General features: G+C 42.2%; 19 protein-coding genes and 2 pseudogenes. 19 read left to right on the plus strand and 2 right to left on the minus strand.

All coding sequences use genetic code 11. The features are described 5' to 3' along the window. The first annotated feature begins 174 nt into the window (after positions 1-174). The 8 genes and pseudogenes from DMB88_RS32020 to DMB88_RS14180 all read left to right on the plus strand — a co-directional run bounded on the left by DMB88_RS32020 (position 175) and on the right by DMB88_RS14180 (position 6,761). A complete protein-coding gene (locus tag DMB88_RS32020) occupies positions 175-255 on the plus strand; it encodes a hypothetical protein (RefSeq protein WP_128104448.1) in 81 nt (26 codons plus the stop codon). A 72-nt stretch (positions 256-327) separates the two neighbouring features. Beyond that, positions 328-876 carry a carboxymuconolactone decarboxylase family protein gene (locus DMB88_RS14150; RefSeq protein ID WP_128101858.1) on the plus strand — a complete coding sequence of 183 codons (549 nt, stop codon included), beginning with the start codon at positions 328-330 and terminating at the stop codon, positions 874-876. Positions 877-1,135: 259 nt separating this feature from the next. Continuing rightward, on the plus strand, positions 1,136-1,846 hold the full coding sequence (locus DMB88_RS14155; RefSeq protein WP_128101859.1) for a FadR/GntR family transcriptional regulator: 711 nt from the start codon (positions 1,136-1,138) through the stop codon (positions 1,844-1,846). Between the two features lie 296 nt (positions 1,847-2,142). Then, positions 2,143-3,488 (plus strand): annotated as a pseudogene (locus DMB88_RS14160) (MFS transporter). 129 nt (positions 3,489-3,617) lie between these two features. Then, positions 3,618-4,450, plus strand: a pseudogene (locus tag DMB88_RS14165) (transketolase). Continuing rightward, the gene (locus tag DMB88_RS14170) at positions 4,447-5,397 is read left to right on the plus strand and encodes a transketolase family protein (RefSeq protein WP_254438567.1); all 951 of its coding nucleotides are present in this window, start codon (positions 4,447-4,449) and stop codon (positions 5,395-5,397) included. Before DMB88_RS14165 ends, DMB88_RS14170 begins: the two are co-directional and overlap by 4 nt. Positions 5,398-5,471: 74 nt before the next feature. Further along, on the plus strand, positions 5,472-6,230 hold the full coding sequence (locus DMB88_RS14175) for an SDR family NAD(P)-dependent oxidoreductase (RefSeq protein WP_128101860.1): 759 nt from the start codon (positions 5,472-5,474) through the stop codon (positions 6,228-6,230). A gap of 105 nt (positions 6,231-6,335) precedes the next feature. Next, positions 6,336-6,761, plus strand: coding sequence for a DUF3237 family protein (locus tag DMB88_RS14180; RefSeq protein ID WP_128101861.1), 426 nt, complete (start codon positions 6,336-6,338; stop codon positions 6,759-6,761). Positions 6,762-6,785: 24 nt separating this feature from the next. Here DMB88_RS14180 and DMB88_RS14185 read toward each other — a convergent pair whose 3' ends face one another. After that, a complete protein-coding gene (locus DMB88_RS14185; protein ID WP_128101862.1) occupies positions 6,786-7,457 on the minus strand; it encodes a Crp/Fnr family transcriptional regulator in 672 nt (223 codons plus the stop codon). Positions 7,458-7,599: 142 nt separating this feature from the next. Here DMB88_RS14185 and DMB88_RS14190 point away from each other — a divergent pair, with 142 nt between their 5' ends. The 11 genes from DMB88_RS14190 (at position 7,600) to DMB88_RS14235 (ending at position 18,102) form a co-directional block, all read left to right on the plus strand. Further along, positions 7,600-8,778, plus strand: a complete 1,179-nt coding sequence (locus tag DMB88_RS14190) for an adenosylhomocysteinase (protein ID WP_128101863.1) — start codon at positions 7,600-7,602, stop codon at positions 8,776-8,778. A 207-nt stretch (positions 8,779-8,985) separates the two neighbouring features. Next, complete coding sequence (locus tag DMB88_RS14195; protein WP_128101864.1) at positions 8,986-9,924, plus strand: glycoside hydrolase family 43 protein; 939 nt, start codon at positions 8,986-8,988, stop codon at positions 9,922-9,924. 111 nt (positions 9,925-10,035) lie between these two features. Next, positions 10,036-10,434, plus strand: a complete 399-nt coding sequence (locus DMB88_RS14200; RefSeq protein WP_128101865.1) for a GNAT family N-acetyltransferase — start codon at positions 10,036-10,038, stop codon at positions 10,432-10,434. 109 nt (positions 10,435-10,543) lie between these two features. Next, complete coding sequence (locus DMB88_RS14205) at positions 10,544-11,062, plus strand: RNA polymerase sigma factor (RefSeq protein WP_128101866.1); 519 nt, start codon at positions 10,544-10,546, stop codon at positions 11,060-11,062. Further along, on the plus strand, positions 11,046-12,656 hold the full coding sequence (locus DMB88_RS14210) for a DUF4179 domain-containing protein (RefSeq protein ID WP_128101867.1): 1,611 nt from the start codon (positions 11,046-11,048) through the stop codon (positions 12,654-12,656). The genes DMB88_RS14205 and DMB88_RS14210 overlap by 17 nt, the downstream gene beginning before the upstream one ends. 192 nt (positions 12,657-12,848) lie before the next feature. Next, positions 12,849-13,427 carry a TetR/AcrR family transcriptional regulator gene (locus DMB88_RS14215; protein WP_128101868.1) on the plus strand — a complete coding sequence of 193 codons (579 nt, stop codon included), beginning with the start codon at positions 12,849-12,851 and terminating at the stop codon, positions 13,425-13,427. Between the two features lie 198 nt (positions 13,428-13,625). Beyond that, positions 13,626-13,997, plus strand: a complete 372-nt coding sequence (locus DMB88_RS31120) for an SDR family NAD(P)-dependent oxidoreductase (RefSeq protein ID WP_254438568.1) — start codon at positions 13,626-13,628, stop codon at positions 13,995-13,997. A gap of 5 nt (positions 13,998-14,002) precedes the next feature. Continuing rightward, positions 14,003-14,329, plus strand: a complete 327-nt coding sequence (locus DMB88_RS31125; RefSeq protein ID WP_254438569.1) for an SDR family NAD(P)-dependent oxidoreductase — start codon at positions 14,003-14,005, stop codon at positions 14,327-14,329. A gap of 451 nt (positions 14,330-14,780) precedes the next feature. After that, positions 14,781-15,536, plus strand: a complete 756-nt coding sequence (locus DMB88_RS14225; RefSeq protein ID WP_128101869.1) for a carboxymuconolactone decarboxylase family protein — start codon at positions 14,781-14,783, stop codon at positions 15,534-15,536. Between the two features lie 22 nt (positions 15,537-15,558). After that, on the plus strand, positions 15,559-15,957 hold the full coding sequence (locus tag DMB88_RS14230; RefSeq protein ID WP_128101870.1) for a cupin domain-containing protein: 399 nt from the start codon (positions 15,559-15,561) through the stop codon (positions 15,955-15,957). A gap of 156 nt (positions 15,958-16,113) precedes the next feature. Beyond that, positions 16,114-18,102 carry a glycoside hydrolase family 2 protein gene (locus DMB88_RS14235; protein WP_128101871.1) on the plus strand — a complete coding sequence of 663 codons (1,989 nt, stop codon included), beginning with the start codon at positions 16,114-16,116 and terminating at the stop codon, positions 18,100-18,102. Positions 18,103-18,240: 138 nt separating this feature from the next. On the opposite strand, the gene DMB88_RS14240 is transcribed toward DMB88_RS14235, so the two are convergent. Further along, positions 18,241-18,786 (minus strand): TetR/AcrR family transcriptional regulator, encoded by a 546-nt coding sequence (locus tag DMB88_RS14240; RefSeq protein ID WP_128101872.1) that lies wholly within the window; start codon positions 18,784-18,786, stop codon positions 18,241-18,243. Between the last annotated feature and the right edge of the window lie 273 nt (positions 18,787-19,059).

Here is a 19,059-nt window from a genome sequence, read left to right on the forward strand (position 1 = left end):
TGCACTTGATATGACTATTCAGGCACAGATTCTGGAATTGCTGAAGAAGCTTCAACAGCAGAAGGGTGTATCTTATCTATTTATCGCGCATGGCCTTGAGGTAATCTACAGCATTTCGCATCGTGTGATGGTCATGAAAGCCGGCGAAGTTGTGGAGGCGGGGAGACCAAGCAAATTTTCCACGATCCGCAGCATGAGTACACCCGGTCGTTGATTGATGCTATTCCGAGAATTAATATTCCACAATTTCAATAAGCTGTCCAAACATGATGGTTACTTATTACTTAAAGACGTCACATTAACTTTACTTAAGAGGAGGAATTTTACATGAGCAGTGTAGTACCCGCATTACAATACGAAGACATGTCTCAAGAAGCCAAGAACTTTGTGGATGAGCGAATCAAGAATGGCAATCGAGTAACGAATATGGTTAAAACGTTGTTGTATTCTATGCCGTCTTTTGATGCGATGGAATTTTATCCGGTACGTAATGAGTTGCAAAAAATCATTGGCAGTCGCGCGATTTATTTTTACTGTTATGCGATCTCGACTGAAAATGAGTGTCTGGTCTGCTCCACCTATCATGCCAAGCTTCTCCGTGATCTGAACATCAGCTTCAATGAATTCGAATTCACTGAAATCGAAAAAGTATTGATTGATTATGGGCGTGGATTGGTTAACAATCCAAACACCATCGATGAGTCCATTTATGATAAATTAAGAAGCGAATTCACCTCAGAAGAGATTGTGCTGATTACAACTGTTGGATGCAAGATGATTGCCTCGAACATCTTCAATGAAGCGATGAAGGTTGATTTGGACGAATATCTGTTCGAAGTTGAGTTTGACAAAAATATATTGCCTGCGAAATCTTAATGGTTATGCATTGAGAAGTGGGATTTGAAGAAAACATGATCGCGCTATGGCGGTCATGTTTTTTTATTGATTTTAAGACTGAGTTGTTGTCTTAATGGCCTCCGTTGTAAAAGTACTGGAAAAGGTTGTCCAATCGATGTACTTTTGTTGAATTCTAATGATTTGTTAATTATCATGTTGTCTAACAAGGTTCTAATTTATATAATGTTTATTGATATATCGTTTTGGTAATTAGATGTAATGAAACTAATCGAGGGAAGTGATTTCAATACAATTTAATCGCGTATCCAGCAATAAACTGTATATTCAAATTTACGATCAGATTCTCTCTGAAATACAATCAGGTACGTTCCAGATTGGGGACAAACTGCCAACAGAACGAGAACTATGTGCGCAATTCGGGGTAAGCCGGGCTCCGATCAGACAGGCACTGAGCGCTCTGGAAATGAAAGGGTACATCTATTCTAGACAGGGTGAAGGCGTTTATGTCAAAAGCACGATGGCTCAGGATGAGGCAGTGACGGACGATTCTTTCATCAATTCTGTATCGCCGGAGGATATCGTTGAAGCACGAATGAGTATTGAACCACTAATCGCCAGTATGGCAGCACAACGGGCTACCGCAGACGAGATTCAGCTTCTCCGTGAAACCATTAAACAGATGGAATCAGAGACAGCAGGTGGACATTATGTACCGGAAACGGATGAACGCTTGCATATGGAGATTGCCAGAGCTTCACATAATGACTTATTCATTCAGTTCATGACGGTAATAACCCAAGCGATGAAGCAGCAGGAAATGTGGAGATTTATCCGTGATCGCACGGTAACCCGCCCTGACTACCGTGATACGAACTTTAGCGAGCATAAAGAAATCATAGATGCGATTGAGAATAAGCAGGAAGATACGGCAGCCAATCTCATGACACAGCATATGCAAAATCTCTTTAATCGTTATTGGAAAGATTAATTATAATCCCTATGCATCGCAATTAGCATAGGGATTATTTGTTGTTTTTAATCCATCCAAAATTGAAAAAAAACTTATTGACAATTAAAAAGTTAATTGATATATTCAGATCAGCAAAACTTAGGATACAAGTTAACAAGATTACAAATCAACAGGAGGTGCATATCATCACAAGTATTTGGAAACGCTTCATTTCAGTGAATGATTTTGAAAATGCAGCACATCATTTTTTTATAACTGAAATTGTAAGCGTTTAATATAACAACGGATTGAATTATTTCATGGGAGGATTTCATATGGATCTGCAGCAATTGGAGAAATCAACAGTCCGCAAAGTCACATTACGTTTGATCCCATTTTTGTTTTTGTGTTTTGCCATTTCAATACTGGATCGCGTAAATATCGGATTTGCGGCATTACGAATGAATGAAGACCTCGGATTCTCCGAGGCCGTGTATGGGTTTGGGGCAGGGATTTTCTTCTTAGGTTACTTCCTGCTTGAGGTACCCGGCAGTGCAATGATGTCCAAGATTGGTGCAAGACGGTGGATTAGCCGCATCATGGTTTCCTGGGGAATCATTGCGATCATTATGGCATTTATCCAAACCCCAATCCAGTTCTACATCGTTCGCTTCTTACTCGTGTGGCTGAAGCTAGTTTCTACCCTTGCATGGTGCATTATCTAAGTGGATTCTACCAATCCAAGCATCACGCCAAAGCGATTGCTGGATTTATGATTGCAATTCCAGCAGCTAATGCTATTGGGTCACCGTTATCCACGTTCCTGTTACAAATTGATTGGCTCGGCTTGGCAGGTTGGCAATGGCTCTTTATTTTGGAAGCGATTCCAGCAGTACTTCTTGGCATTATCTGTTACTTCTACTTAACGGATCGGATCGAAGATGCCAAGTGGTTAACGGGCGCAGAGAAGACTTGGCTACTGGATGTAACTCGCAAAGAGGCACTGGAGAAACAAAAAGTTAAAAAGCCTACTTTCCTTGAAGTTTTGCGAGATAAGGATGTACTTATTTTGGCACTGGGATACTTCTTCTGGATGTTTGGTTATTACGGAATCAATATGTTCCTGCCAACCATATCAAGAGGTTTGACTGAATCGACAGGTTGGTCCTTACAGAGTATTGGCTGGTTGCTTGGATTCATGTATCTCTGTGCAATGATTGTGATGTATCTTGTCGGCAAAAGTTCAGATAAACATAACGAACGTAAATTCCATGTGGCTAGTTGTTTGACGGTTAGTGCGATTGCTATGATTGCAAGTGTATATGTTGCAGATTTCAGTTTGATGGGAGCGTTTGCACTCCTAACGATTAGTTTGTGTGGGGCGTTTGGAGCTTACTCTCCATTCTGGGCGATCCCGCCATCATTCCTGACGGGAGCAGCAGCAGGTGGTGCGATTGCATTGATTAATAGTATTGGTAATCTTGGTGGATTCTTCGGCCCGTATTTTGTAGGATTTATCAATGACATGACAGGCAGCCATAATCTCGGGTTGACAGTTCTTGGAATCAGCATGATAATAAGTGCGACTATCATCGTGTTCCTTGTCAAACAATCCGGTAAAAGTTATAAAGTAAGTCCGGGTAGACCATTGGATCATCCCAATTCAAGTAAAACAGGGTAACCGCAGGTGAAACGAGTATGAGAATCTGAGCAAAGTGCTCGTTTTTTTTACAACAACTTAGGATACAAGTTAACAAGTTTACAAGATGACAAAAGAAAATAACTACCAAATTCATATGAGGTGAGCATAATGACCAAGTCCAGCGTTGAAGAACTCAAGCAAAAGGCAATCGAATTGAGACAAACAGCGATCACGATGATCTATGAAGCACAGTCCGGTCATCCAGGTGGTTCACTATCTGCAGCAGATATCGTTACAGCTTTGTATTTCAAGGAAATGAACATTGACCCAGCTAATCCGAAATGGGAAGACCGCGATCGCTTCGTATTATCCAAAGGACATGTATGCCCGATTCAGTACGCTGCACTGCTTCACCGGGGATTTGTTCCAATGGAGAAGGTACACACGCTAAGACAGTACGGTTCTCCATTTCAAGGACATCCTGATATGAAAAAATGTCCGGGAATCGACATCTCAACAGGTTCACTCGGTCAAGGGCTCTCTTGTGCCGTAGGCATGGCGATTGCAGGTAAAAGGGACGACAAGTCATACCGAGTATTCGCGATGTTGGGGATGGTGAATGTCAGGAAGGTCAGATCTGGGAAGCTGCTCAAACGGCAAACAAATATCAACTCGATAATCTAATTGTGTTTGTGGATGATAACAACCTGCAAATTGACGGTACCTGTGATGAGATCATGCCAAACTTGGATTTGGAGCTGAAATTTAAAGCTTTTGGCTTCGATACCCGAAGAATAGACGGTCATGACATGCAACAGATCGTAGATACATTGGATGAAATCCGTAATATTCAACACGGGAAGCCAATCTGCATCGTATGCAATACCGTTAAGGGCAGAGGGGTTTCATTTATGGAGGATGTATGTAACTGGCACGGGGTTGCTCCGAAGGAAGCGGAATATCTACAGGCTTTGGAAGAAATTGCGGGAGGTCTGAAATGATGAGCACATATAACGTAACGGAGAAAAAAATTGCGACGCGCGAAGGTTTTGGACACGAAATTGTAGAGCTTGGCAAGAAGAATAAGGACATTTATGTCGTTGATATTGATATCGGTAAATCATGTAAAACAACAGAGTTTGCGAATCAGCTTCCGAACCAGCATATCAACGTGGGTATTGCCGAACAGAACGCAGCAGGGCTTGCCGCAGGACTCGCAACAACGGGAAAAATACCTTTTATTAGCACCTATGCTGTTTTTGGTTCGCTACGCATGCTCGAACAGATTCGTCAGGAAGTTTGCTATCCTCACTTAAATGTAAAAATTGCTTGCTCCCATGGTGGACTGACCCCGGCTAATGACGGCGGAAGCCATCAGGCTATTGAAGATATGGGTGTACTGCGCACAGTTCCCAATATGACGGTTATTATGGCTGCTGACTATCAATCTACGCGCAAGCTTGTTGCTAAGGCTGCTGAATATTATGGCCCAGTATATCTTCGGTTCACCCGTGATACAGTTCCGGTCATATATGGAGAAGATGAAGAGTTCGAGATCGGTAAAGCCAAAAAGCTGAAGGACGGCAAAGATATTGCCATCATCGCCAATGGGGACACTTTACACCTTGCCTTGAAAGCATCGGAATTGTTGGAGAACGAGGGTGTATCCGTTAAATTACTTGATTTCCATACGATTAAACCTCTAGACCGTGAGGCCGTTGTGGATTGCTTAAGTACAGGCCGGATCATCACGGTGGAGGATCATAACATTCTGAATGGTCTTGGCAGTGCAGTGAGTGAAGTTGTAGCCGAGGAAGGCGGAGCTATCGTCCGCAGAATTGGTGTTCAAGACAAATTCGGAGAATCTGCTCCCTACGAAAAATTGCTCGAAATGAACGGAATCACGATAGATAACATCGTAGCGACTGCACATTCCCTATTAAAATAACTTCTTAATCCGAAAGCACTGAGTAAGAATTTTGCTTAATGATCGCAATCAACCCATCTGAAGGAGTGTATAACATGTTTGAATTAAACAACAGAGTAGCCATTGTCACAGGAAGTGGATCTAAACGAGGAATTGGACGAACGATTGCACTAACATTAGCCAAGCAGGGGGCAAAGCTCGTTATTGCTGATATCAACCAAGAAGGAATTCAAGAGACCGTTGATGCTATTCGTGCAGAAGGCGGGGAAGCCATCGGGGTTGAGCTTAACGTTACCAGTCAAGAATCAAACCAGGCCATGGTGGAGAAGGTACTGCAAGCGTACGGAAGAATCGATATTTTGGTGAATAATGCAGGCATATCCCAGAAGGCAACTGTAGCAGAAATGACATTAGAAGATGTAACTCGTGTATTCAACGTAAACATGTTCGGACTCTTTCTCTGCACTCAAGCCGTGCTTGAACCAATGAAGAAACAAAATTATGGTCGAATCATTAGCCTATCGTCTGTATCTGCTAAACGGGGCGGCGGTGTCTTTGGTGGAGCGCACTATTCTGCATCGAAGGCAGCTGTTCTTGGTTTCTCCAAAAACCTCGCACGAGAAGTTGCGACAGATGGTATTACGGTTAACTGTATCGCACCAGGCCTAGTGAACACGGACATCTGGAAATCTCTAGATCAGCAAACTGCGGATGGCGTAATTGCAGGCATTCCTATGGGACGCCCGGGTGAAACGGAAGAGATTGCTTCAGCCATTGCTTTCTTAGCTTCTAGTGAAGCTTCCTACATTACTGGCGAGGAAATTGATATCAACGGCGGATCTCATATGGATTAATAGCCAATCACTATAGAGTGTAAGAAGCAAGCCGCTACTAGATAGCGGCTCTTTCCTTTATTTTGCCGCAGAGGGTATGATAGGATGCAGTAGAGGGGTGAAACTATGGAATTAGAAGAAGTGTTTACGGTTCATGTGAAGATCTTAGAAACGGTCGAATTACGCAATACCGAGGATGATTCTGTTGTTATGATTACGTTCACAGGACATGTAACGGGAAAATATTTTGAAGGCATCGTGCTTAATGGTGGCGTGGATACACAGGTCATTGGGAAGGGCGGAGATCGACACAGTCTGTCGGCAAGATACATGCTCCAAGGTGAGGATTTTACCGGACAAAGCTGTGAGATTTATATCGAGAATAACGGAAATATCAATAAAAAGTTGAAATCTTCATTGTTTCGCACTTCGCCTACAATCATTACGAACAGTACAGCACTATCCTTTCTGAATAGCGATATTCTCGTTGGTGAGGGGAAAGCGACCGACACTGGATTGGATATTATCATCTACAGAGTGTCTACCTCGTAAGAAGACTTGTAGTTGAGGAATCATTTAAAAATCGGTGGAATATCGCTGTAACTGCTTCATGTCTAAAATCTGAATCGTTTTGTTCTGTCTCAGGATAATCTTCTCTTCTATTAGATCACTGAGCAATCTTCTAATATGGCGGTCGGAGATGCCCATCATGCTGGACATGTCTTTCATAACAAAAGGAATCGTTGCGGATTCGAATTTTTCTGAGGTTTGTACAATCGTTTTGCACAGTTTATTTTTGGCTGGGTACAGCAGTGATCTTGCATTTTTCACTGAAGACTTCATCAACTTCTCCGTGAGAACCGAACACATACGCATGAGAAACGGGACGGATGTTGTTAGATGAGAGTGTACCACTTCTAGTGGAATGAGTAATATGGTTGTTGGTACGACAGCCACAGCCGTGTGAAGGTAATTGCAATGATTGAAGAATTCCATATCACCTAATACTCCGTTTTGCTCTACATAATCCACAACAGCTACATTCCCCTGCTCCGAATAGTTATGAATTGCCACTCTGCCTTCAATAATAATATAGAAAAATGCTAACGCATCACCCGAGACGACAACCGTCTCGTTTTTTGTGTATGTTCTTACTTGCAAGGTAGCTAGAGCTTCACCTGTAATGATATGATGTAGGTTTGCTTTTATAACGGCGGCCGATATATCCGGGTTAACCTTAGTTGGCATAGTAGTCAGTTCTCCTTTTGCACAAACGTGTTCGAAAATATAGCTCTGAAAAAGCGGACTTTTGTCCTTATTGCTTGACCTTGTATCATATTATACTTACCTCGAATTACAACACAACATGTAATTAACTAGGGGGTTCGTTATGAATAGTATTATTGATGATTCAAGTTTGGCTAGTGCTGGGGCATCTCGGATGCATTGGTTTAGAGAGAGGATGCCGATTGTGGCGGAGCTTAATGATTGGTTCCAAGAGGAGCAGGTGCTCAAAGGTAAAACCATTGCAATCAGTATGCATATAGAGCCCAAAACGGGATTCTGGATCGAGGGACTTCTAGCTGGTGGAGCCGCACACATTTACTTGGTCGGATGTCTAGGTACAACGAAAAAGGATACAGCAGCATATTTGGCCTCACTTCCTAATGTGACGGTTCTAGCCAAGGAAGCGGATCAATACGACGATCACAAACGTTATCTTAAGATGGTTATGGCTAACCGGATTGATCTCTTCTTGGATAATGGGGCAAGCCTGATTCTTGCTCACCATGAATTACAGCCGGGATGGAACCCGATTGGTGCCAATGAAGAGACGCGCACAGGCAAGCTGTTAATTGAGAAAAAGGGTGTCCAACCTGAATATCCTGTCATCGTGATTGATGATTCGCCCTTGAAGCAGATTTTCGAAAATGCGCTTGGGGTTGGACAGTCTGTTGTGGATGGCTTCATGCGAACAACAAGTCTTCTCGTAGGTGGCAAAAAGGTTCTCGTGGTTGGGTATGGTTATTGTGGAAGCGGTGTAGCGAAGAAGTTCCGTGGTTTGGGGGCTACGACACTCGTGTATGACGTTAACCCGATTCAACTGTTAAATGCCAAAACAGACGGGCATCTGGTCGGCGAATTGCACGAATTGATCCCTGAAGCTGATGTAATCGTCACGGTAACGGGAACCTTTAATGTAATTACCGAACAGCATATTCCTTTGTTCAAAGAAAAGGTTATTCTTGCTAATTCAGGGCATTACGGATTTGAAATCAACGTGGAAGAATTGAAGAAGGCTTCAAAGTCTGTTGAAGTTGTCAAAGAGGGTATTGAACGAATAACATATGCTGAGAAAAGCATCTATCTACTGCATCAGGCTAACCCGCTTAACTTGGCAGGAGCTGATGGCAATCCTATTGAGATTATGGATATGGGCTTTGGACTGATCTCACATGCCGCATATCGCATCATTACAGACGTTGAAACTCTTCAAACTGGATTACAACCTGTTCCGGAAGATATCAATTATACGATTAGTAAGAGGTTCGTGAATCTTCTTAACTAAAAGTGCCATGATCATCATTCGCTCTGAACAAGCTGATAATGGATTAAAACTATTTATTTAACCCTTACTAATCATTTAATATGTATATAGTCCTTACTAACGGTTGTTCCAAAGCTCACTTTACAAGTTGAAGCTTGGCAACTGATAGGACATTTAAGCACAACGGGATTACGTACCTCTATTAGATATTAGAAGGAGTGTTATATTGTGACAGGACAACATGTACCTTATACGGGTTATCTTCTAGTTCATTTTATTGGAGAAAGTGCGGATGGTGAACAGGTTTACTTCTCCTACAGTGAGGATGGGCTGCATTGGCAAGACTTAAATCAAGGTTTACCGGTTTTGCGATCAGCGATTGGGGAAAAAGGAGTTCGGGATCCATTTATCATTCGTTCTCCTAAAGATAACCGCTTTTATCTGATTGCTACAGATCTCCGGATTGCAAGCGGCAAAGGCTGGGATGCAGCCGTAAATGAAGGAAGCAAGGACATAATTATTTGGGAAACCGAGGATCTAGTGCACTGGTCATCACCGCGTGCAGTTACCGTTGGCGTATCCGATGCGGGCTGTGTATGGGCACCAGAGGCTATCTATGACGAGGCGACAGATGAATTTCTAGTATTTTGGGCGTCGGCAACAAGAGGATCCTCTGAATCGTCTGAAACCGAACGTAAACAGAAAATTTATAGTTCACGTACCAAGGACTTTCTTAGCTTTGCTCCCACGGAATTATATATTGAACGAGAGAACCACATTATCGATACAACCATTATCGCGCATAATGGGAGCTACTACCGTTATACGAAAGATGAAACGACGAAAAATATTCGGGTAGAGAAGGGTTCTTCCTTGAATAAGGATGCGTTCAGTCCGCTATCTGCTCCTATTTTGGAAGCGATTCCTGGCGTAGAAGGGCCTCAGATCTATAAGATGAATGACCGCAATGAATGGTGTTTGATTGTGGATCAATTTGCAAAGGGTGACGGTTATCTACCTCTATTAACCTCCGATCTGGATAGTGGAGAATTCCGGGTGGTGGATAAGGATGCATACGACCTTGGTAAAACTCATAAGCGACACGGTGGAGTAATCCCGATTACTGCCGCGGAAGTTACTCGTTTATTAGAGGCGTTCGGACAATAATATTGTACAGAAGAATAACATTGGACTAGTCCATTACAGGTAAATTGGATCTTCACACGATACCACTTTTCTAATATGTTCGATGTATATTACAATTGTGGGGTGTATCCAATGGACATTTTGTACAAAATGAATGCGGATCTTAAGACGGAAGATGTTCAGAATGTGTTTAGAAGCTCAGGAATTAAACGTCCTGTAGATGATCGGGATCGAATTCAACGAATGATTGAGAACGCATCGCTTACAGTCTCTGCTTGGCATGATGACCAATTAATTGGACTTGCGAGAGCGATTACGGATTTTGCGTATTGTTGTTATCTATCAGATCTCGCGGTGAGTAAGGAGTATCAGAGAAACGGCATTGGAAGACAGCTTATCGAACGTGTACGCAGCCATCTAGGTGAAGAGGTAGCATTACTGTTGCTCTCTGCACCAACGGCGATGGAATATTATCCACGACTTGGTTTTGAACAAACAGGGAAGGCATTTTTAATACCAAGAAGCATTTGATCATCTCAAAGTCGCTAATTTAGCGGCTTTTTTTCTTGTGATTTCCACAAAATGAACGATTACATAGCCTTATTAGTCTTATTACTGACAACCACAAAGGGGGTGCAGAATGACGGACCGAGAAATTTTCGAGCTGTATCGAGAAGACGTATATTATTTTTGCTATTATGTGATGAAAAATCAGGCAGACGCGGAGGATCTATGCCAAGAAGTATTTGTCAAAGTGATCATGGCTGATAGAACGAAGGTAAGGAATATGAAGTCTTGGATATTAAGAATTGCTTCGAATGAGTGCAACAGTGTCATTAGAAGGCGTAAAACAGGCTGGATGAAAGAAGTGCGCCACTATTTGTTATCCAAATCTCAGGATGATAATCCTGTGGAAAGGCGTCTAACCCATCGGGAAACCAAAGAAGAACTAGAAGGACTCTACAGCGAGCTTCCTGACAAAATCAGAATGGTCATTGTGCTGCGGTTCATCAACGAGCTGACTATACCTGAGATTTCTAAAGTGATGAATATCCCTGAAGGAACGGCAAAGTCGAGGTTATTCAAAGGACTAAAGCTTCTTAATAAAATGGTTGAACCCGAACTAAAGGAGATGAGAAGTAGTGAATCAGTATATTAAAAAGGATAATGATACTCCTCAGCCAGATTATGATGTCATGTGGTCAGCCATAGAAAAGGAAGTGCATCAGCGTAAAGCCAAAACGCAATCTTCACGAAGAGGAATGTTGCATCGAATTAAAGCTATCCCTGTTGGAATCGCATTCTCTTGCTTCTTACTTGTTGCCATTCCAGTATTCGCCAGTGTCACGATTGATTGGGATCGGATTGGTGGCCGGAACGTTGCCAACGCATTGCAAAATGGCATAGGACAGCAGTATGATCTGCAATCCTCCAATGCAGGGGTAACCATGAATTTGAATGGTGTGGTGACTGACGGAGAGAAGATGAAAGTGCTTATATCTCTAAGTACTGCAACGGATCTAACGCAATATACTGGGTTTGCTACAGAAATCAATACCTTGAATGGGCCTGATGGCACAGCAAAAGTCTATGGTTATTTGGGTTACGATCCTGATAGCCAGAAGCTCCTGGGAGTCTATGAAACACCTGATGCGCTGAAGGATGACGCCAAAAAGTATACATTTGAAGCGCAAAATCTAATTTTGTACCGTGATAAAGATATCCCTTTAGCATCTAATCATGAAACTGAAGGGACAATCGTTACTGGAGTTGCGCAATATCCCACAATTCATATGCAATCGGTTCGACATGTAGGAGATCAAACAGTTGTTCGCTATAAAGTGACGGCATCACCGACAGATTTAGGACGTGGAAATCCTCATATTGTAATGCATAATCAAGATGATGAATGGAATGCCATTCCAACGATTCTACCCAACGAAGGGTCAGATTTGTTGATCGAACAGGTATTTAACATGTCCGAGACAGAATGGAAGAATGCAAATCTTCATTTCACTTTTATTGAAGAGGCGAAGCGAATCGAGGGTACATGGAAGTTTGATTTTAAAGCAGATGGAAAAAAAGCGAGTGAAGCCATGTATTCTAAATCATTGATCACGAGTACGGAATTTCAAGAAAGAACAGGTGTTAGCATCGATCAACTAGCCATTACTCCATTAGATATTCAAGTTCGGATCAACAAGGAAGATTCGCTGACGAAAGGTATCGTTCACTACAATACAACAGAATTAATCATTGGAGCTCAGAAGATTACGGGTGGGCGATATTTGAAAGGAGACCAGGTTGAAGGCTATCAGCATTATTTTCAGTTTGAATCTCCGGTGTGGTATAAAGACTGGTCTGGTGTGCCTATGAAAATGATATTGCAAGATGCTGTAGTGGAGAAACGGGATACGACGAGGAACTGGGTTGCTCTTCATAGGCCAACAACAGAAAAGCAGCACACTAAACTTCAGGTGGATGGGTTAGAAATTCAGTTTGCGTATTACATGGACGGGCAAAGCTTGATGGTGGAGTCTTCTTCAACATCGCCTGATTTCAGGGGAGTTAACCAAACTACGTTACGTATTAACGGTAAAGAAATGGTTCCCGAGATTACTCCCAAAGGTATGGTATCTACGGGAGTAAATATAGATACCTATCGTGATATACCAACGGGTGCTACGCTAGAATTAAATCCTGGTATATATAAATACACTGATCCAAGTCGAAATGTAGAAATAAAGTTATAGTTTGCACAGAGCGGACAAGTGAAGCAGCTTTAACGACTAGTTTAATTGTAGCCGGAGTGCCAATGTTGTTATAAACGTTGGCACTCTTGGTGATACATACAGATTGCAGAAACATAGTATCAGCATATCAAAGTCGGTTAATTTTACTGATCGTTCCCATTGTGTTACATTATGTTGGGGAGGGAAGCAGCAATGGCTAGAAGTAAAGAATTCGAAGTTAACGAAGTATTAGATAAAGCGATGGATATCTTCTGGAAGCAAGGATACGAGAAAACTTCCATGAGTGACTTGGTTGAACATATGGGAATTCATCGTAGAAGTATTTACGATACATTTGAAGATAAGCATTCACTCTTTCTACGAGCTATGGATCGCTATGCTGATAAGGTCAATGCAGCACTACTTGCGGAAGTCAAAGCGTCCAAGACTGCAGTGGAAGCATTGCATAGTATTTTTGATTATATGATCGCTGAAACAGAAGCCATGCCTACAGGTTGTTTAATCGTAAATGCGGCAGTAGAGCTGGCATCGCATGATAACGAAGTGGATAACAGATCACTTGAATCCTTTAATTCGGTAGAGCAGATGTTTCAACGGATTATTGAATGGGGACAGCAAGAGGGAGAATTTTCTTCTGAGTTAGACCCTAAGGAAACAGCAGAGTATCTTCACAACATCTCCGTTGGCATAAGAGCTATGGCAAGAACCTCAACGGATAAAGAGAAATTAAACCGCATAGTCAATGTGTCAATTAATCTTTTTCTAGATTGATGCATTGATTATTGGTGCAGTCCATAACGTATTAACGAAATCGCGATGTAAATGAAGAGGAGTGAAAATAATACTTTACTGATCGTTCTACAATTGATATACTACATTCAAGTTAGATCACGTCTAACTGTTTTTTTTCATCATAATTAGAACGATCGTTCTCAATTAAAAAACATAACAATAAGGGAGTAATGCCAGATGGATATGACTAAACAAGTTGCTGTAGTAAGTGGTGCTAATCGGGGGTTAGGCAAGGAATTAGCACTTGAACTTCTTGCTAGAGGAGCCAAAGTGTACGCTGGAGCAAGAAATCCTGAATCCATTCATTTACCGGGAGCAATTCCACTGCAACTTGATATCACCGATCCAGAATCCGTGAAGGCTGCGGCTGAAATCGCAGTGGATGCAACGTTGCTTGTTAACAATGCTGGTTCTTCTACAGGAGCTTCTTTGCTTACAGGTGAGCTTCACGATATTCATTTGGAATTTAACACGCATGTATTCGGGACACTATCGATGATGCGCGCTTTTGCACCGGTAATTGAAAACAATGGGGAGGTTCAATCCTAAATATCTTGTCTGCCTTGTCTTGGATCAATACGGGTAATTCAGGTGCATATTCTACTGCAAAATCTGCGCAATGGGGATTAACGAACGCGTTACGATTGGAGTTAGCTGCCAAAAACGTAAGGGTTGCGGGATTACACGTCGCGTACATGGACACGGACATGACAGCAGGTATTGAAGCACCAAAATCCAATCCAACCGATATTGCCAAGATTGCAATTGACGGAATACAATCTGGGCTTTATGAGATTATCGCTGATGAGGTAAGTCGAAATGTGCAGCAAGGTCTGGCGGGTGGTGTTTCTGCCCTGTATCCACAGTTGATTCAACAATAACAGGAGTTCATTTTTCTCCTGCTCGTACCTATAAATGAAGTAAAAATCCATAGAAATCTGAACTAGAGAACAAGCCGTGTTATAAGGCTTGTTCTTTTTAGTTGCATGTCGTTTCGAAACACCATTCCATAGTTCTCAATATAGTTCCAATACGATTAGGCAATGATGTGAGAAGAATAGGTTAACGTTTTATTTTCGAAGCAATGTAGAATGAATTACATTCCACTGCGTTGGATAAAGTGGTCAGTGTGAAAATGTATATTTCAATCTATACCTTTCAGAGAAAACGCTGAAATAATAAGCAAATTCTAAATGATTGTTGAGTAATCCACACATCACGATGAAATGATTATTGTACCTTGCTTATTTAAGTCTATAATTATAGACCATAGTTGTTTAATCAATTAATGTTCATTTTATGGAGCAAACTGAAACAGGAGGTTTACTGAATATGAGCCGAATCGGCGTGAGTCAAGAAATGGTTAAAAAGTTGTTTGGTGATGGAATTCCTGCTGCCTATGCTACTGATCCTGATTTTCAAGACATACTCAGCCGCTTTATTTTTGGTGAAATATTTGATGAAGGGGAGATTGATAATAAGCTGCGTGAGCTTCTTACTTTGGTTGTACTTACAACGAATCAAACCTTCCCTCAACTCAGGGGACATGCTCATGCTGCGCTCAACGTAGGACTGACTCCTGTAGAGATCAAAGAGGCGGTATACCAATGTGCACCATACTTGGGGTTTCCCAAAACCTTAAATGCGATATCAGAAATTAATGCCGTTTTCCAGGAAAGAAATATTGAGCTACCTGTTGAAAGTCAAAAACGTGTTCTAGAAGAAGAGCGTCTGGACAAAGGACTGCGAGTGCAAAAAGAAATTTTTGGTGATGTTATTGATAAAAATCGGGAAAATGCACCCGCTAATCAGAAGCATATACAGGATTATCTTTCTGCATTTTGTTTCGGTGACTTCTATACCCGTGCAGGCCTTGATCTGAAAAGCCGAGAACTACTTACCCTTTGTATATTAAGCGCACTTGGAGGTGCTGACAGCCAACTCAAAGCACATGTTCAAGGTAATTTAAATGTTGGCAATGATAAAGAAACGATGATCACCGCGATTACTCATTGTTTGCCTTACATGGGTTTCCCTAGAACACTCAATGCGTTGAACTGTGTTAACGAAATTATTCCAGAGAAATAATAAATGAAAGCAGGGATTTACGATGAAAAATGAACACTTAAGCAACGGAGCCATCTTTCCCCTTGGGCAAAAAGTCGAGCAAAATTTTGTCGGTGACGCATTTTTGCAAATGGTGTTTACAGACCCCAGTCCGCTGAATACAGCTATAGGAAATGTAACATTTGCTCCAGGAGCCCGTAACAACTGGCACTCACATCACGAAGGACAAGTGTTGATTGTAACGGATGGAGAGGGCTGGTATCAGGAAGAAGGTAAGGAAGCACAATTACTCAAAGCTGGCGACGTTATTAACATTCCAGCTAACGTTAAACATTGGCATGGTGCTACAATTGATAGCTGGTTCGTGCACCTGGCACTAACACCAGGTCAGACCGATTGGTTAGAGCCAGTATCCGATGAGGCGTATAAAAATTTGAAATAGATTAAGCCATTATAGCCAAATCATCAGAAGCCTATCGAAAAATCGTAACGTTTTGCACTCACAATATTGTCCATGACATTCAGAGGATATTGAATGGTCATCCATCTGTGACTTCTATATCATGAATTAAACAACATTGTAGGGAGAGGGATCAGAGTGAGCGCGAGAACAATAGTTCCATTAGAAGAGTCATGGTTGTTTCAGGCAGCTCACAGGAATGAAGGGCTGTCACTAAAATGGTATGAACACGGCCTCGCTTGTGGCGAGAGCGTTAAGATTCCCCATACATGGAATGTGAAGCAGGGCTTAGAGGAGTTTCGTGGCACGGGCTGGTATAGCTATAACTTGTTTGTGCCCGCAGATTGGGAAGGTAAACTGCTTCGTCTCCAGTTTGATGCTGTTTATCGTGATGCAGTAGTATGGGTAAACGGAAAACGAGCAGGAGAGCATGCACATTCGGGATATACTTCCTTTATTGTCGAGATCACCGATTTCATTGATTGTGATGCAGACAATCGTATTGTGGTCTCTGTCAACAATGAGAACAGTCAGACAGCACTTCCGCTAGGAAACAGCTTCGATTGGGCAGACGATGGCGGCATTATTCGGGGTGTATCACTGATCGTTAGTGGGCGAGTGGCGATTGACTATTCCAAGCTCCAGGCGGTTCCTTTCTTTGAAGATGATCTGTCTGGAACGACTGCTACATATGGTTTGTTATCTGGTGAAATTCGGTTGTGGGAGCTCAGCTCTGAGGCAGATATTAAGTCTTTGCAGTTGAAAGTAACCCTATCCAATGAAGAAGGAGCCGTAGCATCACAGGAATGGAAGCTAGCTGAAAGGGAGGGAGCTTTACGCTTTCATGATATCAGGGTAGACCAGCTGAAGCTGTGGCACTTTGACCACCCTCACTTATATACGGTTCATCTTGCCATATACGTGGATGGCGTTCTCTCGGATGAGGTATCCACAACAGTAGGCTTTAGAGAAATTCGCTCTGATGGTAGTACATTATTGCTTAACCGCGAGCCTGTTCGACTCTTCGGTGTTGAGTGGATGCCTGGGTCGAATCCGGAGCATGGAATGGCCGAGACATCTGAGCAGCTCGCTGAGATGCTTCACCATATTAAACATGCGAACTGTGTCATCACCCGTTTTCACTGGCAACAAGATAGCAAGCTGTTGGACTGGTGTGATCGGCATGGCTTACTCGTGCAAGAGGAAATTCCTCACTGGCAGACACCAAGTGAACCGGGAGACGAATGGCTGAACATATCGATGCAGCATGCCGAAGAGATGATTCATCGTCATTACAATCACCCTTGCATTTACGCATGGGGATTTGGCAATGAGCTGAACGGTCAGTCTGAAATGACAAATCTGTATTTTGAGAAGCTGAAGTCTCAAGTACATGAGCTTGATAACACGAGATTTATCAATTATGTATCGAATACTGTCCATGAAAATCCCGCTCAGGATACAACGGGTGCAGGAGATTTGATCATGTGGAATGATTATATCGGTACATGGCATGGTGATCTGAACCGCCCAGAAGTCATTCGAAGTATAACAAAAGGCATACCTGATAAACCATTAGTTGTAGCTGAATATGGACTATGTGAACCTGCATTTGAAGGTGGAGACGAGAGGCGTACACAGATTCTAGTGGAGAACACGATGGAATATCGTAAGCATCCAGAGATCGCCGCACTCATTTATTTCAGTCTGAACGATTATCGGACTCAAATGGGCGAGGAAGGTGAGGGTAGGCTTCGCCAACGTGTACATGGATCGATGAATCTTAACGGCATGCCTAAACCCTCTTATGAAGTATTGCGTCAATTAGCATCACCGGTCACTGTAAGCGTTAATTCAGAGGTGGACAGTGTAGTCATAACCGTCGAGGTACGTAATGATATTCCCTGTCATCGGGTGTCTGGATATACGTTGGAGTTGAATGACGCGCACGGTGAACGGATTGTCAATGTAATTCCTGAGTTAGCACCAGGTCAGAGGCATGTATTCTCCTTTACTGAAATTCCTCAGAAACGTTGGAGTGAGATCAGCCTAGAGATCATTAGACCTACTGGATTTTCTGTAATTCGTGGCTCATTAAACGATCTGAATAATAACTTCATTGGATAAGATTACTAATACAATGAGAGAAAGCCCTAGAGATAATCCGTCACGAGGCGAGTTATTTCCGGGGCTTTCTTCATTTGTATTGTACGAAAAAATCTATAGACCGTTGTAGGGGGAAGTGCCCTGCCTCCCGTAGCTCAATTACAGGCTTCGTTCCAATAACACGCCAACTTGCTTAGCCATGATCTCAGGTGGATACGGCATCCCGTTACTAATCCACCATTCAACGATTCCTACATAAGCTGTTCCGGCATATTGCAACATGACATCTTCATTAAGGTCTTTATTTTTCCCGCTATCTCTGTCAATTTCTCCGCTGAACCCTGCCATCACATACTCCAGTAGCCGAGCGCGGAAAGACGGAGCCCCTTTACTAGCTAACATAGTTGCAAAGAACAGATGATTCTTCTCGAAATATTCGAAAAACGGGACAAGGCCATTGTTCCAATCCAATTTGCAAGCCCATTCGTCCAATTCCCCCAATTCCTCCATGTGGGACTCAATCATTTTGTCTAATAGGTCATATTTGTCTTTGTAATGTAGATAAATTGTACCGCGATTCAGATCTGCCTGATCCGCAATGTCTTGAATGGTAATCTCATCAAAACTCTTTTGGTTCATTAATTCAACGACAGCGCTTCGCAGTGCTTCTTGTGTTTTTGCAATTCTTCGATCTAACTTTGCCATCGGGTACTCCACCAATCTTTCATTATATAAATAAAGGTGCATTTCCATCTGCACAATCCCAATATCAACAAAATCCAAGTGCTTGCAACCACAGTTCATGTGGATTGCTCTTTCTTATAATAATAAACATGAGTTGATTAAACAACTTATTTTGTTAACTTCTTACGGATTGTATCCCTTAATTGGAGACACACACGCTCGTTATTAATAATTTTACATAAGATTAACAAAGGAAAGATATAGAATAAATACTATTCACCTATAGTATGATGA

This window comes from Paenibacillus sp. DCT19, assembly GCF_003268635.1.
Lineage (GTDB): Bacteria > Bacillota > Bacilli > Paenibacillales > Paenibacillaceae > Paenibacillus.

Coding starts and splice junctions, on each gene's coding strand:
- DMB88_RS14170 (WP_254438567.1), top strand. CDS start 4,447: ATGATGAGCACATATAACGTAACGGAGAAAAAAATTGCGACGCGCGAA.
- DMB88_RS14225 (WP_128101869.1), top strand. CDS start 14,781: ATGAGCCGAATCGGCGTGAGTCAAGAAATGGTTAAAAAGTTGTTTGGT.
- DMB88_RS31120 (WP_254438568.1), top strand. CDS start 13,626: ATGGATATGACTAAACAAGTTGCTGTAGTAAGTGGTGCTAATCGGGGG.
- DMB88_RS14205 (WP_128101866.1), top strand. CDS start 10,544: ATGACGGACCGAGAAATTTTCGAGCTGTATCGAGAAGACGTATATTAT.
- DMB88_RS14175 (WP_128101860.1), top strand. CDS start 5,472: ATGTTTGAATTAAACAACAGAGTAGCCATTGTCACAGGAAGTGGATCT.
- DMB88_RS14215 (WP_128101868.1), top strand. CDS start 12,849: ATGGCTAGAAGTAAAGAATTCGAAGTTAACGAAGTATTAGATAAAGCG.
- DMB88_RS14240 (WP_128101872.1), bottom strand. CDS start 18,786: ATGGCAAAGTTAGATCGAAGAATTGCAAAAACACAAGAAGCACTGCGA.
- DMB88_RS14180 (WP_128101861.1), top strand. CDS start 6,336: ATGGAATTAGAAGAAGTGTTTACGGTTCATGTGAAGATCTTAGAAACG.
- DMB88_RS14150 (WP_128101858.1), top strand. CDS start 328: ATGAGCAGTGTAGTACCCGCATTACAATACGAAGACATGTCTCAAGAA.
- DMB88_RS14190 (WP_128101863.1), top strand. CDS start 7,600: ATGAATAGTATTATTGATGATTCAAGTTTGGCTAGTGCTGGGGCATCT.
- DMB88_RS14200 (WP_128101865.1), top strand. CDS start 10,036: ATGGACATTTTGTACAAAATGAATGCGGATCTTAAGACGGAAGATGTT.
- DMB88_RS14230 (WP_128101870.1), top strand. CDS start 15,559: ATGAAAAATGAACACTTAAGCAACGGAGCCATCTTTCCCCTTGGGCAA.
- DMB88_RS14185 (WP_128101862.1), bottom strand. CDS start 7,457: ATGCCAACTAAGGTTAACCCGGATATATCGGCCGCCGTTATAAAAGCA.